At 67.5% G+C, this 14,128-nt stretch carries 12 protein-coding genes; 5 read left to right on the top strand and 7 right to left on the bottom strand.

The window, feature by feature from the left end:
* Positions 1–26 precede the first annotated feature (26 nt).
* A complete protein-coding gene (gene dnaJ / locus AC5P8J_RS00160) occupies positions 27–1,148 on the top strand; it encodes a molecular chaperone DnaJ (RefSeq protein ID WP_021202054.1) in 1,122 nt (373 codons plus the stop codon).
* A gap of 59 nt (positions 1,149–1,207) precedes the next feature.
* Here the strand turns inward: dnaJ and AC5P8J_RS00155 are convergent, their stop codons facing one another.
* Positions 1,208–2,005: an AraC family transcriptional regulator gene (locus tag AC5P8J_RS00155; RefSeq protein ID WP_111099309.1), complete on the bottom strand. Its 798-nt coding sequence runs from the start codon at positions 2,003–2,005 to the stop codon at positions 1,208–1,210.
* A 72-nt stretch (positions 2,006–2,077) separates the two neighbouring features.
* Between AC5P8J_RS00155 and AC5P8J_RS00150 the strand changes: the two genes are divergently transcribed.
* The 3 genes from AC5P8J_RS00150 to AC5P8J_RS00140 all read left to right on the top strand — a co-directional run bounded on the left by AC5P8J_RS00150 (position 2,078) and on the right by AC5P8J_RS00140 (position 6,000).
* Complete coding sequence (locus tag AC5P8J_RS00150; RefSeq protein ID WP_058981748.1) at positions 2,078–3,277, top strand: MFS transporter; 1,200 nt, start codon at positions 2,078–2,080, stop codon at positions 3,275–3,277.
* Between the two features lie 693 nt (positions 3,278–3,970).
* Entirely contained in the window at positions 3,971–4,879 is a 909-nt protein-coding gene (gene pdxY / locus AC5P8J_RS00145) for a pyridoxal kinase (protein ID WP_019661249.1), read from the top strand.
* Positions 4,876–6,000, top strand: coding sequence for a prephenate dehydrogenase (locus AC5P8J_RS00140; RefSeq protein WP_021202640.1), 1,125 nt, complete (start codon positions 4,876–4,878; stop codon positions 5,998–6,000). The genes pdxY and AC5P8J_RS00140 overlap by 4 nt, the downstream gene beginning before the upstream one ends.
* Positions 6,001–6,230: 230 nt before the next feature.
* Here AC5P8J_RS00140 and AC5P8J_RS00135 read toward each other — a convergent pair whose 3' ends face one another.
* From AC5P8J_RS00135 to AC5P8J_RS00115, 5 genes are all read right to left on the bottom strand, one after another.
* Entirely contained in the window at positions 6,231–6,425 is a 195-nt protein-coding gene (locus AC5P8J_RS00135) for a hypothetical protein (protein WP_019661251.1), read from the bottom strand.
* Positions 6,426–6,495: 70 nt separating this feature from the next.
* Positions 6,496–8,268, bottom strand: a complete 1,773-nt coding sequence (locus tag AC5P8J_RS00130) for an ABC transporter transmembrane domain-containing protein (protein WP_053442854.1) — start codon at positions 8,266–8,268, stop codon at positions 6,496–6,498.
* A complete protein-coding gene (locus AC5P8J_RS00125) occupies positions 8,261–8,857 on the bottom strand; it encodes an IMPACT family protein (protein WP_227854457.1) in 597 nt (198 codons plus the stop codon). Before AC5P8J_RS00125 ends, AC5P8J_RS00130 begins: the two co-directional genes overlap by 8 nt.
* Before the next feature lie 40 nt (positions 8,858–8,897).
* A complete protein-coding gene (locus AC5P8J_RS00120) occupies positions 8,898–9,905 on the bottom strand; it encodes a hypothetical protein (protein ID WP_227854458.1) in 1,008 nt (335 codons plus the stop codon).
* Positions 9,902–10,420 carry an RNA polymerase sigma factor gene (locus tag AC5P8J_RS00115; protein ID WP_229301621.1) on the bottom strand — a complete coding sequence of 173 codons (519 nt, stop codon included), beginning with the start codon at positions 10,418–10,420 and terminating at the stop codon, positions 9,902–9,904. Before AC5P8J_RS00115 ends, AC5P8J_RS00120 begins: the two co-directional genes overlap by 4 nt.
* A gap of 247 nt (positions 10,421–10,667) precedes the next feature.
* Here AC5P8J_RS00115 and AC5P8J_RS00110 point away from each other — a divergent pair, with 247 nt between their 5' ends.
* Positions 10,668–13,511, top strand: coding sequence for a bifunctional diguanylate cyclase/phosphodiesterase (locus AC5P8J_RS00110; protein WP_227854459.1), 2,844 nt, complete (start codon positions 10,668–10,670; stop codon positions 13,509–13,511).
* A gap of 20 nt (positions 13,512–13,531) precedes the next feature.
* Here AC5P8J_RS00110 and AC5P8J_RS00105 read toward each other — a convergent pair whose 3' ends face one another.
* Complete coding sequence (locus AC5P8J_RS00105; RefSeq protein ID WP_019661256.1) at positions 13,532–14,125, bottom strand: LOG family protein; 594 nt, start codon at positions 14,123–14,125, stop codon at positions 13,532–13,534.
* Positions 14,126–14,128 lie beyond the last annotated feature (3 nt).

Here is a 14,128-nt window from a genome sequence, read left to right as displayed (position 1 = left end):
CGACGTTCCGGAACCCGATTCACGATATGAGCAAGCGCGATTACTACGAAGTGCTGGGCGTTGCCCGCACCGCCACCGACGAAGAGCTGAAGAAGGCCTACCGTCGCTGCGCGATGAAGTTCCACCCGGACCGCAACCCGGGCGATACGGCGGCCGAAGCCTCCTTCAAGGAGTGCAAGGAAGCCTACGAAGTACTGTCCGACGGCAACAAGCGCCGCATGTACGACAGCCACGGCCACGCCGCGTTCGAGCACGGCATGGGCGGCGGTGGTCCGGGCGGCCCGGACATGAACGATATCTTCGGCGATATCTTCGGCAACATCTTTGGTGGCGGCGGTGGTCCGCGCCAGGCCCGTCGCGGCGCCGACATCGGCTACGTGATGGAGCTGGACCTGGAAGAAGCCGTGCGCGGCGTCGAGCGCCGCATCGAGATTCCGACCCTGGCCGAGTGCAGCGACTGCGATGGCAGTGGCTCCGAGGACGGCAAGGTCGAGACCTGCAACGTCTGCCATGGCCGTGGCCAGGTGCGCATCCAGCGCGGCATCTTCGCCATGCAGCAGGCCTGCCACAACTGCGGCGGCCGTGGCCAGATCATCGCCAAGCCCTGCAAGACCTGCCATGGCAACGGCCGTGTCGAGGAAGACAAGGTGCTGTCAGTGAAGGTGCCGGCGGGCGTCGATACCGGTGACCGCATCCGCCTGCAGGGCGAGGGTGAAGCCGGGCCGGCCGGTACGCCGCCGGGCGACCTGTACGTGGAAGTGCGCGTGCGCGAGCATGCGATCTTCCAGCGCGATGGCGACGACCTGCACTGCGAAGTGCCGATCCGCATCTCGCAGGCGGCACTGGGTGACACCGTGCGCGTGGCCACGCTCGGCGGCGAGGCGGAGATCCGCATCCCGGCCGAGACCCAGACCGGCAAGCTGTTCCGCCTGCGTGGCAAGGGCGTACGTTCGGTGCGCAGCCGCAGCGAGGGTGACCTGTACTGCCGTGTGGTGGTGGAGACCCCGGTCAACCTCACCAACGAGCAGCGCAAGCTGCTGGAGCAGTTCGAAGCCACCTTCGTTGGTGAGGAAGCGCGCAAGCATTCGCCGAAGTCGGCCACCTTCATCGATGGCGTGAAGGGCTTCTGGGACCGCATGACGTCCTGAGTTCTCAACGCAAGCATTGAACGGTAGCGCCGGGCCATGCCCGGCGTTTTCGTATGCGGTCAGCGGAAAAACGCCGCAGGTGTCTGCCCCAGCTGCCGCTTGAACATGCTGGTGAACGCGCTTGGGCTGTCGTAACCCATCGCCAGCGCGACATCGATGACCTTGTCGCCGACGGCCAGCCGTTCCAGTGCGGCCAGCAGCCGCGCCTGTTGTCGCCACTGCCCGAAGGTCATGCCCAGTTCGCTGGCGAAATGGCGCTGGATGGTTTTCACGTCCACCTGCAGGGCCTGCGCCCAATCCTGCAGCGTGGCGTCGTCGCCGGGATGCTTCTGGATGTGCTGGCAGATCCGCTGCAGGCGCGGGTCGGTGGGCGAGGGCAGGTGCAGCGGCAGCACGTCCATGCGGTGCAGCTCGTCCAGCAGCAGGCGCACCACGCGGCCGTCGCGGCTGTCGTCCACATGCGCGGTCTCGATCAGGCTGGCGGCCAGCAGCAGCTCGCGCAGCAGCGGCGCCACCTGTACCGCGAACGCTTCGTCCGGCAGCTGCGGCGCGAAGTCCGGCTCCACGTACAGGCTGCGCATGTGTACTTCGGCGACGCAGTCCACCGCATGGGCCGTGCCGGCCGGGACCCAGATCGCGCGGGTTGAAGGCACTACCCAGCGGCCGCCGTCTGCACGCACCACCATCAGTCCGGACATGGCGAACACCAGCTGGTGACGCCGGTGCCGGTGGGGCGCGATGTGGGTCCCGGGCTTGTAATGGCGGGCGCGGCAGGTCACTGGGCGGTGCACCGGAACCTCGTTCCACGGCGCGGTCTCGCGGACCTGGCAGGGGATGTCCTTTTTGCGATATGCCATGACCCGAACGCGGCAGAAGGGAGGGGGAGGTCACCGTAGCATGCGTGGCTCGCCCCCAACCTGACTGTATCCATGTCGACCCTGGCTTCTCCCGCAACCACCTCACGCCCGGTGGCCCCCGGCGTGCTGGCCGCCATCTCCACCTCGCATGTCGTCAACGACATGATGCAGTCGCTGATCCTGGCCATCTATCCAGTGATCAAGGGCGGCTTCAACCTCAGCTTCACCCAGATCGGCCTGATCACGCTGACCTACCAGCTCACCGCCTCGATCTTCCAGCCGTTGATCGGCATGGCTACCGACCGCCGCCCGGCGCCGTACTCGCTGCCGATCGGCATGGCCTCGACCCTGTGCGGCATGCTGCTGCTGGGCTTCGCACCGAACTACGCGGTGGTGCTGATGGCGGCGGCGATGGTCGGCATTGGTTCGGCCATCTTCCATCCGGAAGCCTCGCGCATCGCGCGGCTGGCCTCGGGCGGTCGCCATGGTTTCGCGCAGTCGGTGTTCCAGGTCGGTGGCAACTTCGGTACCGCGCTGGGCCCGCTGATTGCAGCGGCGGTGATCGTGCCGTATGGCCAGCATGCCGCATCGTGGTTTGCCGGCGCCGCCCTGATCGGCATCGCGCTGCTGACCTATGTCGGCCGCTGGTACGCGCTGCACCTGGGCATCCCGCGCCCGGCCAGCACCGCCTCGACGGCGCCGCGCCATCCGCCGCGCACCGTGGCCAAGGTGCTGGCGATCCTGCTGGTGCTGATCTTCAGCAAGTACTTCTACATGGCCAGCATCGGCAGCTACTTCACCTTTTACCTGATCCACCATTTCGGCATTCCGGTGGCACAGGCGCAGCTGCACCTGTTCGCATTCCTGGTGGCGTCCGCGGCCGGCGGCTTCCTCGGCGGCCCGCTGGGTGACCGCATCGGCCGCAAGCCGATCATCTGGACCTCGATCCTGGGCGTTGCGCCGTTCGCACTGATGCTGCCGCATGCCGATCTGTTCTGGACCACGGTGCTGGCGGTGCTGATCGGTTTCGTGCTGTCCTCAGCGTTCTCGGCCATCGTGGTCTATGCGCAGGAAATGATGCCGCACCGGATCGGCATGGTGTCCGGCCTGTTCTTCGGTTTCGCGTTCGGTATGGGCGGGCTGGGTGCCGCCGTGCTGGGCCTGCTGGCGGACAAGACCAGCATCGAGTACGTCTATCAGCTGACTGCGTTCCTGCCGCTGCTGGGCATCGTGGCGGCGTGGCTGCCGCCGTCGCGGCCTGCTGCTCACTGAGGGGTTTTGGTTGGCAGGGCTTGCAGCCCTGCACCCGCAGAGGCAACGGCAACAGCCGAAGCGCGCTATCCGTGGGGTGGCGGGGTGGGGCCGGTTGAGGGGGACGCTGCAAGTCCCCCTCCGGGGCCCGGCCCAGCCGCTGGCGGCTGTGCGTTCGGGCGCTTGCGAAGCGGTGCTTCGCAAGCAAAGCGCCCTCACCCATGTAAGCTCAGTTGCCGCTTGCTCGTGTGCGCTGTCCTGCCCACACGGCAAGACCGGGGTTGGGCGTCCTGCCCAACCCGCCCGAGGCATACCTCGGGCCCATGCGGCTCTCGCCCCCTCAACCGGGCCCACCCCGCCTTCGACAGTTTTCCGCGATCTGTCGGAACAGCTCGTGGGGTCAGATCCGTTTTCCGAAGGAAAACGGATCTGACCCCGATTTATTTCGGTATCCCACAGATGTGCCGACCAACGGTCGGCACCCACCAACAGTCGCGGGAATCTGTCAGAGGCGGGGCGGTGTGGGTGGGCAGGACCGTTGGCGCCATGGATGGCGCCATCGAGCCCCCATGGATGGGTTTACGGCGTGTCCTGACCACCCACACCGCCCCGCCATCCCACGGAATGCGGCTCTTGATCTTGCTTCGGCTTCGCCTTCGGCAGGTGCAGGGCTGCAAGCCCTGCCGAAAACCCCCTTGGGCGTAGAATGCGGCCATGAGCGAATCCCTTGATAACCACCTGGTCCACGGCCGCCGCCAGCGGCCCGACGGTCCGTCGCCGATCGATGTCATCTCGGTCCAGTCGCAACTCGTCTACGGTCATGCCGGCAACAGCGCGGCAATCCCGCCGATGCGCGCGCTGGGCGTGCGTGTGGCAAGCATTCCGACGGTGCTGCTCAGCAACGCGCCGTTCTACGACACCACGCGTGGCCGCGTGCTGCCGGCCGACTGGTTCGCCGACCTGCTGCTCGGCAGCCACGAGCGCGGCCTGCCGCAACGCGCGAAGATGCTGGTGTCCGGCTACTTCGGCAGCACCGCCAACGGTGCCGCCTTCGCCGACTGGCTGGACGCGATCCTGCCGGGCTGCCCGCAACTGCGTTATTGCCTGGACCCGGTGATCGGTGACACCCACACCGGCCCGTACGTGGAACCGGGCCTGGAAGCGATCTTCGCCGAGCGCCTGCTGCCCCATGCCTGGCTGGTGACCCCGAACGCCTTTGAACTCAATCGCCTGACCGGCATGCCAGCGCTGGCCGAGGCCGATGCCATCGCCGCCGCGCGCACGCTGCTGGATCGCGGCCCGCATTGGGTGATCGCGCACAGCGTGGGCGGCACCCCGGGTGAACTGGTAACCCTGGCCGTTGGCCGCGAGGAAACCTGGCGCTGGACCTCGCCGTTGCTGCCAGTGGACGTGGCAGGCACCGGTGATGTGCTGATGTCGCTGGTGGTGTCGTTCCTGCTGCGCGGCGAATCGATGCAGCAAGCGATCTCGCGCGCGATTGCCGGCACCCATGCGGCGCTGGAGGCGACCCTCGACAACGGCTTCGAAGAGTTCGACGTGATTGCTGCAGCGCCGGCGGCGCTGGCCGAAGGAACGCGCTTCCGCGCCGAACGCGTGGCATGAGCGGCCTGGACCCACGCACGCCGCGCACGGTCGGCATCATCGGCAGTGCCGGCGCCTACGGGCGCTGGCTGACCCGCTTCTTCCAGCAGCACATGCAGCTGCAGGTGATCGGCCACGATCCGGCCGATCCGGACTCCCATACGCCGGAACAGCTGCTGGCGCAGGCTGACGTGTTGGTGTTCTCGGCACCGATCCGGCATACGCCGGCGCTGATTGCCGCGTACGTGCAGCAGTCGGCCGGCCGCGAGCAGGACCGGCTGTGGCTGGACGTGACCTCGGTAAAAGAAGCGCCGGTGCAGGCGATGTTGGCCTCTCAAGCCGAAGTGGTCGGCCTGCACCCGATGACCGCGCCGCCCAAGGCGCCGACCCTGAAGGGCCGGGTGATGGTGGTCTGCGAAGCGCGGCTGCGGCACTGGCAACCGTGGGTTGATACGCTGTGCACGGCGTTGCAGGCTGAGTGCGTGCGCGCCACGCCGCAGCATCACGACCAGATGATGGCGCTGGTGCAGGCGATGGTGCATGCCACCCACCTGGCCCAGGCCGGCGTGCTGCGCCAGTACCAGCCGCAGCTGGGCGACCTGGCCGCGATGATGCCGTACCGGTCGGCATCGTTCGAACTGGATACGGCGATCATCTCGCGCATCCTGTCGCTGAACCCCGCGATCTACGAGGACATCCAGTTCGGCAACCCGTACGTGGCGCCGATGCTGGAGCGCTTGGTCGGCCAGCTGCAGGCCCTGCAGGCCCAGGTCGGGCAGGGCGACGACACTGCACGCAGTGCATTCCGTGAGCAGCTGTTGTTGGCCAATCGCACTGCCTTCGGCGAGCAGGAACTGGCTGACGGCAACTACACGTTCGAACGCGTGGGTTACCTGTTGGCGGACCTGACCGAGCGCAACGCGCTGTCGGTGCATTTGCCGGAGGACCGGCCGGGCTCGCTGCGTGAACTGTTGAACGTGTTCGAGCAGCACCGCATCAGCCTGGCCTCGATCCATTCCTCACGCACGCCCGGGGGCGAGGTGCATTTCCGTATCGGATTCGTGGCCGGCAGTGATCCGACGGCCATCCGTCGGGCAGCGGCCGAGGTGGACGCCAGCGGCATCGGACGGGTGCTGGGCTGAGCACATTCATCCACAGGTGGTGTGGATGGTTTCTGAGCAAAAGTGTGGATAACCGCGCGCAGCCCTTGGCAGCCAAGGCTGTCAAGATGCCTGGTGAAAAATTGACCATGCTTCTTGTAGCGTCGAGCCATGCTCGACCGCCTTTGGCAAAAAGCATGTCGACCAAGGTCGACACCCACCAGAGCGGGGCGGAATGAAATCCGGTAGCGCCGGGCCATGCCCGGCGAACCTCAGATCGTCAGCCTCAGCTCACCGCCGCTTGTCGTGAATTCGCGGCCATTGCGCACCAGCTGGCGCCCGTCATCCAGCTCATAGCGTGGCGTAGCTTCGGAGTGGTGCCCGCTGCCACTCGCTTCGGGCTTGAACTCGATGATGATGTGGCTTTCGCCGTTGCTGTCGACGGCGGGGAACTGACGGAACGACATCGTGCACCTCCTTCAGCGGATGCTGCTGTTGCGCGGCCAGCTTGGCCGCGCCGATGTTAGCCGGACGTCATCAATCGATGAACTGCAGGCGTGCCAGTTCAGCGTACAGTCCGTCTTCGGCCAGCAGCTGTGCATGCGTGCCCTCGGCGACGATGCGGCCCTGGTCCATCACCACGATGCGGTCGGCCTTGAGCACGGTGGCCAGGCGGTGGGCGATGACCAGCGTGGTGCGACCCGCCATCAACCGTTCCAATGCCTGCTGCACGCTGTGTTCGCTCTGTGCATCCAGCGCGCTGGTGGCCTCATCCAGCAGCAGGATCGGCGCATCCTTCAGCAGCGCGCGGGCAATCGCCACACGCTGCTGCTGGCCACCGGAAAGACGGGCACCGCGCTCACCCAGCTCGCTGTCATAGCCCTGCGGCAACGCGCGCAGGAAAGCATCGGCCTCGGCTGCACGCGCGGCATCCTCGACTTCCGCGTCGCTGGCCTGCAGGCGGCCATAGCGGATGTTGTCGCGTGCACTGGCCGCGAACAGCGTCGGCTGCTGCGGCACCAGCGCCAGCTGCGCGCGCAGCTCGGCCGGGTCGACCTGGCGCACGTCGATGCCGTCCACGTCAATGCGGCCGCTGGCTGGGTCATGGAAGCGCAGCAGCATCGAAAGCACCGTGCTCTTGCCCGCCCCTGACGGACCCACCAGCGCTACGGTCTCGCCGGGGCGCACATGCAGGTTGAAGTGGTCCAGTGCGGCCTGGTCTGGTCGCTGCGGGTAGTGGAACACCACGTCGTCGAATCGTATCTCGCCACGCAGCGGTTGCGGCAACGCGTGCGGCTGGGCCGGCGCGCGGATCTCGATGTCTTCCTGCAGCAGCTCGCCGATGCGGCCCATGCCGCCGGCGGCGCGCTGCAGCTCATTCCATACTTCGGCCAGCGCGCCCACCGAACCGCCGCCGATCAATGCATACAGCACGAACTGACCCAGCGTGCCGGCGCTGAGGCGGCCGTCGATGACGTCGTGCGCGCCCAGCCACAACACGCCGACGATGGCGCCGAACACGAGCAGGATGGCGCTGGCGGTGACCAGCGACTGCGCGCCGATGCGGCGCCGAGCGGCACCGATGGCGTCACCGAGCGCCTTGTCGAAGCGACCGCGTTCATAGGCTTCGCGCGCATGTGCCTGTACCGTGCGCACCGCTCCCAGTGTCTCACTGGCCAGGCTGTTGGCGTCGGCGATGCGGTCCTGGCTGTTGCGTGCGACGGTGCGCAGCTTGCGTGCGCCGATGATGATCGGCAGCACCGCCAGTGGGATGCCAAGCAGCGACCACGCCGCCAGCCGGGGACTGGTCACAAACAGCATCGCCAGGCTGCCGATGACCGTGACCGTGCTGCGCAGAGCCACCGACATGGTCGAGCCGACCACGCTGCGCAGCAGTTCGGTGTCTGCGGTCAGGCGCGAGACCAGCTCTCCGCTGCGGCTGCGGTCGTGGAAGCCGGCGCCCAGCTGGATCAGGTGGGCATACAGCTGGCTGCGCAGGTCGGCCACGACTTTCTCGCCAAGCAGCGACACGAAGTAGAAGCGCGCGGCCGTGCCCAACGCCATCACTACCGCTACCAGCATCAGCAGGGCGAACGCACGGTTGATCTGGCCGCCGCTGCTGAAACCATGATCGATCATCTGCTTCACCGCCGGCGGCAGGCTCAGCGTGGCGGCCGAAGACACCGCCAGGGCCAGCAGCCAGGCGGTGAACAGCCCGCTATGGCGGCGCACGAATGGCCACAGCGTGCGCAGGCTGCCGAGGCGCCGCAGCGGCGGGGTCGAAGCGGGGGCGTCGTCCTTGTCAGTCATCCTGGTCGTCGTCTTCTATGCGGATACGGTCACGGGTGGCGTCGCGCAGGCGGATTTTCAATGCGTCGACCTGATCGGCAGGCAATTCGATCCGCAGGCACACGCCATGGGCATCGAACTGTTCATCGCGCTTTTCGGCACCGAAGGCGGGCAGGGTGGCGTGCAGGGTACCCAGATCCTCGAAGCCGGCCAGCAGCTGCAGCCGGGCCATCGCTAGCAGCGGCAGGCGCGGCGCGGTACGCAGGCACTCGGCGGCGGCGCCACCGTAGGCGCGTACAAGGCCACCGGCGCCGAGCTTGATACCGCCGAACCAGCGGGTCACCACCACCATCACCCGGTCGAAACCCTGGCCGTCGATCGCCGCCAGGATCGGACGTCCAGCCGTGCCGGCCGGCTCGCCATCGTCGCTGGAGCGATAGTCCTGCCCGTGCCGGTAGGCCCAGCAGTTGTGGGTGGCATCGGCCACCGCGACCTGCTGCAGGAACGCCATGGCCGCTGCGGCGCCGTCGATGGGCGCGGCATGGGCGATGAAACGGCTGTGTTTGACTTCCAGCGTGTGGCTGACCGGCTGGGCGAGAGTATCGAGCATTCCCGCCATTCTACGGGGTTGCCAGGTATTCCCGTTCGCTTCAATCGTCCAGCAGTGGGCGCAGGTCGCGTGGCAGGCGCGCTTCCGGGTACTGCTGCATGTAACGTTCCAGGCTGGCACGGGCCAGATCGCGCTGGCCGTCGTCGCGTCGTGTACGGATTTTCTGCAGCCACTGCCGACGCGGCAGTCGTGCGTCGGCGTCCACCTCGTCCTGCACGGCGTCCGCGCTCAGGCCCGCATCGGTGCTGCGGCGCATGATGCCTGGTGCGGAACGGCTGGGAGCCTCACGCTTCATCGAGGTGATTTCTACCCGGTCCAGCGCCTGCGCCCGCTCGACTTCGGCGGCATTCGCTGCCGGTGCTGCGGCCGTGCGTGCTTTCAGCGCCCCGGACGCTACCGGCGCGAATGCCGGTGCCGGTGCCGAGTAGGCGGCGGGTGCCGGTGGCGCAGGAGGCGCCGCTGCCGGCGCTGCGGCCGGAGCGGGCGGAAGGGCCGCAAAGGAGGTATCGGCGGCGGCATCTGCAGCCATCGATCGTGCAGCCTGGGCCGGCGCGTCAGCGGACTCGGCCGGCGCAGGCTTGCGCGTGCGCGCGATGACCGGTGCCGGTGCCGGGCCAGCGGCAACAGGGCCTGCCTCGGGCGCTGCGGGCGCAGCGGCCGGTTCCGCTGCCACCACCGCGCTGTCGGCTGCGCGGTTGCCAGCGGCCTGATCGGCAGCCGCGCTGTCTTCTGCCGCAGCCGGTGCCGCAGCCACGGCCGCCTCACCGGCCGGAATCGGCGGCGGTTCCGGACGCAGCTGCCAGGCGATGCCGATGGCGAACACCATCGAGGCGGCGATGCCGAACACGGCCGGCCAACGCGGGCGTGTGCGCTGCGTGCGCGGCGCCTCCGGAGAGGCCACTGCATCGGCAGGCGGAGCATCCACGGCGGCACGGGCCGCGGCCAGAATGGCGGTGTCCAGTGCAGCCGGCGGTGCCTGTTCGGCGCGACGGCCGAGCAGCCGGGACAGCTCGCGTTCTTCCGGCGTCAGTGGTTCGTCTCGGTTCATGCGTTCAACCCCGCACGCAGCTTGTCCATCGCATAGCGCAGCCGCGATTTCACGGTTTCCCGGCCTACGCCGGTGATCTGGCCGATCTCCTCCAGGCTCAGTTCCTGATCCAGCCGCAGTTGCAGCACTTCGCGCTGCTCCGGCGGCAGTTGTTCCATCGCCAGCTGGATGCGGCGACGTTGCTCGAATTCGGATAGCTCGCCTTCCGGGGTCTGCCCATCCTCGATCGCGGCCAGGCGCAGATCGGCGTCGGCCGGCGCGGCGGGGCGATGACGGGCGGCACGCCAATGGTCATTCAGGCGGTTGTGGGCGATGCGGAACAGCCAGGTGCTGAACGCGGCCTCGGGCTGCCAGCCGGCGCGGGCGCTGATCACCCGCTGCCAGACGTCCTGGAAGATCTCCTCGGCCAGCGCGTTGTCGCGCAGTTGCCGAAGCAGGAAGCCGAACAGGCGCTTGCGGTGGCGCGCATACAGGCTTTCGAAGGCGCGCAGGTCGCCACCGGCCCAGGCCAGCATCAAGGCTTCATCGGTTGGCAGTGCGCTGGCTTCCACGGCGTACAGGGTAAGGCCTGCGGGCGATGGCGCATAGCCGGTGGCGGGGGCGGGCAGGGCGAGGGTCATGGCTCGGATGGGGCTACGGACAGCAGGAAAAACGTACGGGTGCACGATTCGGGGTTTACGGGCTTCCATTGCCCCCCGGGTGGCGCGCTATGCTCGGCGGCTCAGGGGAGGCGACGCACAGACGGCGCCAAGAGATTGTCATTTGTCCACGCATGCTGAACCGGCGGAAGAGTCACCACACGAGGCCGTGCTGAGCACGGCGCTGGTGCGCGCGTTGCATGCGCTTTTGCCGGAAACGGCCGTGGTTCGCGTTGGCTGGGACGACCCGCAGCTCGGTCGTGGCCAGGGCGGCTGGCCGTCGCCAGCAGTTGCCGGCCAGGTGGCCGCGGAGCCGGGAATCGGCGAGGGTCAGCATGGCTGGGAATACGACGGTGCGCGGTTGCTGTTGTCGGTAGCCGGGGCGGCGCCTTCGCCTGCATGGTGGGGGGTTGCCAGGCAGGCGATGGAACTGGCGCTGCAGCGCGGCCGCCAAGCCGGCCAGATCAAGGCACTGGAAGAGGCCGAGCGGCTGCAGCAGGCCCTGTTCCAGATTGCCGATCTGGCCGGTGCCGATCTGGAAATGCCCGAGATGCTGCGCCACGTGCATGGCGTGCTCGGCACGCTGATGTATGCCGAGAACTGCTACATCGTGGAATACGACGATGTGCGCGACCAGATCCGGTTCCTGTACTTTGCCGATCAGGTCGATGACTTCGTCGCCGATCCCACGCAGAGCCATGACGCCAGCGAGATGCCGCGCAGCCTGACCGTGGCGCTGCTGCGCCATGGCAAGCCGCTCAGTGGCCCTTCGCGCAAACTGCTGGCGCAGGTGATGGAACAGGAGCATGACCCGCAGCGCGGTCCCGAAAGCCTGGACTGGCTGGGCGTGCCGATGCTGCGCGACGGCCGCGTCTGCGGGGCCATCGTGGTTCAGAGCTATGAACAGGCCGCCCGCTACGGCGAGGCCGAGCGCGCACTGCTGGGCTTCGTCGCCCAGCACGTGCAGACCGCGATGGATCGGCGCCAGGCGCAGGTCCGGTTGGAACAGCAGGTGGCGCGGCGCACCCAGGAACTGCAGCGGGCCAACCACAGCCTGCAGGACGAGGTAGCCGAGCGTCGTCGTGCCGAACAGCTGCAGACCGCCCTGTACAACATCGCCGAAATGGCGATGTCGGCCGACAGCCTGGCTCAGTTCTACGGGCAGGTGCACGGCGTGGTCGGGCGCCTGCTCGACGCGCGCAATTTCTACATCGCCCTGGTCAACCCGGCCGGCAACGGCCTGGATTTCGTGTATTCGGTGGACGAGCACAATGCCAGCCGCGCGCCACGGCCCTTCAGCCGGGGCCTGACCGAATACGTGGTGCGCAACCGGCGCCCGCTGCTGGCCTCGCGCGCGCAGATCGATGCGCTGCTGGCCAGTGGCGAGGTGCGTGAATCCGGTGCACGTTCGCACTGCTGGCTGGGCGTGCCGCTGCTGCGCGACGACGAAGTGGTCGGCGCGATCGTGGTGCAGAGCTACAGCGAAAACAGCACGTTCAGCGTTCACGACCAGCGCCTGCTGACCTTCGTCGCCCAGAACATCGGTACCGGCCTGGCCCGTCAACGCGACCAGCAGCGGCTGCGTTCGGCGCATGCCGAACTGGAAAAGCGCGTGGAAGAACGTACCCGCGAGCTGGCCGAGGTCAACGAAAAGCTGCTCGGGCAGATCGGCGAGCGGCTGCGGGCCGAGCAGCGGCTCACCCATCAGGCCATGCACGATGCGCTGACCGGCCTGCCCAATCGCCTGCACCTGCTGGATCGACTGCAGGATGCGCTGGTGCTGGCCAGGCGTGAGGGTGGCCCGGTGTTCGCCGTACTGTTCCTCGATCTGGATCGCTTCAAGCTGGTCAACGACAGCATCGGGCATGCCGCCGGCGACCGCATGCTGGAGGAAGTGGCCAAGCGCATCGTATCGATGGCCGGCGCCGACGACGTGGTGGCACGGCTGGGCGGTGATGAATTCGCGGTGCTGCTGCAATGCCCGCAAGGTCTGGCCCAGGCACTGGATTTCGGCCAGCGGCTGCTGCTGGCGTTGCAGGAATCGATGTGGATCGCCGGGCGCGAACTGTTTCCGTCCGGCAGCCTGGGCATTGCCCTCTGGAATCCGCGCTACCGCACCGGAGAAGAGCTGCTGCGCGATGCGGATGCGGCCATGTACCGGGCCAAGGCGCAGGGCCATGACCGCTGTGCGATTTTCGACGAGGACATGCGCGAAGAAGCCATGCGCAGCCTGGACCTGGAAGCCGACCTGCGCCGTGCGATCAACAACCGCGATTTCGTACCGTTCTACCAGCCGATCGTGCGCTTGTCCGACGGTGAAGTGGTCGGCCACGAGGCGCTGCTGCGCTGGCAGCATGAGCGCCGTGGCCTGCTGCTGCCCGGCGCGTTCCTGGAGCTGGGCGAGGAAAGCGGCCTGATCGAGCAGGTCGACTGGCTGATCTACGAACAGGTGATCATTGGCCTCGCCGAAGGCGGGCACAGCTATGTATCGGTCAACGTATCACCGCGGCATTTCCGCTCTGCAGAGTTCAGCGGCCGCCTGTTCGGCCTGCTGGACGCATACGGGGCCGATCCGCAGCGGCTGCGGCTGGAAATAACCGAGGTGTCGCTGCTGGATGATGCCCCGCACACCCTGCGCATCCTGCAGGGGCTGCGCGAGCGCGGCATCCAGGTGCAGCTGGACGATTTCGGTACGGGCTTCTCCGCGCTGTCCTACCTGCACCGTTTCCCGATCAGCACGTTGAAGATCGACCAGAGTTTCATCGCTGGCCTGCATGGGCCGGAAGTGCAGAGCACGCGCGCGCTGGTCGAGGGCGTGCTGTCGCTGGCGCGCACGCTGGGCATCGAAACCATCGGCGAAGGAATCGAGACCGAGGCGCAGCGGCAGACCCTGCGCGAACTGGGTTGCGACTACGGCCAGGGCTACCTGTTGGGGCGGCCCGCCCCGTGGTCGCACGCGGCGGCCTGAGCCCACCGCGTGCGGCTGCATCAACGCAGGGCAGCGCGACGCTTCTCGTCGATCCACTTCGAGGCCTGGGCCGGCTGGTAGTTCTGCATCCACTCCAGCATCGCTTCGATGTCCGAGCCGTACCACAGGTCCTGGCGCTGGTCCGGGTGCAGGAAGCGCTCTTCCACCATGCGATCGATCATGCCGATCAGCGGGGCGTAGAAACCTTCCACATCGAGGAAGGCGCACGGCTTGTTGCCGATGCCCAGCTGGCGCCAGGTCAGCATTTCAAAGATCTCTTCCATGGTGCCGAAGCCGCCGGGCAGGGCGACGAAGCCGTCAGCAAGATCGAACATGCGCGACTTGCGCTCATGCATCGAACCGACGATCTCCAGTTCGGTCAGGCCGCGGTGGGCCACTTCCCAGTCGGCCAGCTGGCGCGGGATCACGCCGGTCACCTCGCCGCCAGCGGCGAGCACGGCATTGGCCACGGTTCCCATCAGGCCGACGTTGCCGCCGCCATACACCAGGCGCAGGCCGTCGCGGGCAATGCGGTCGCCCAGGGCAATGGCGCGTTCGGTGTAGGCCGGCTTGCTGCCAGCGTTGGAACCACAGTACACACAGATCGATTTCATGGA

It is taken from the genome of Stenotrophomonas sp. YJH_SMC_37 (assembly GCF_059370035.1).
The sequence above is the reverse complement of the archived record's forward strand: the minus strand, read 5'-3'. Positions and strand labels throughout refer to the sequence as shown.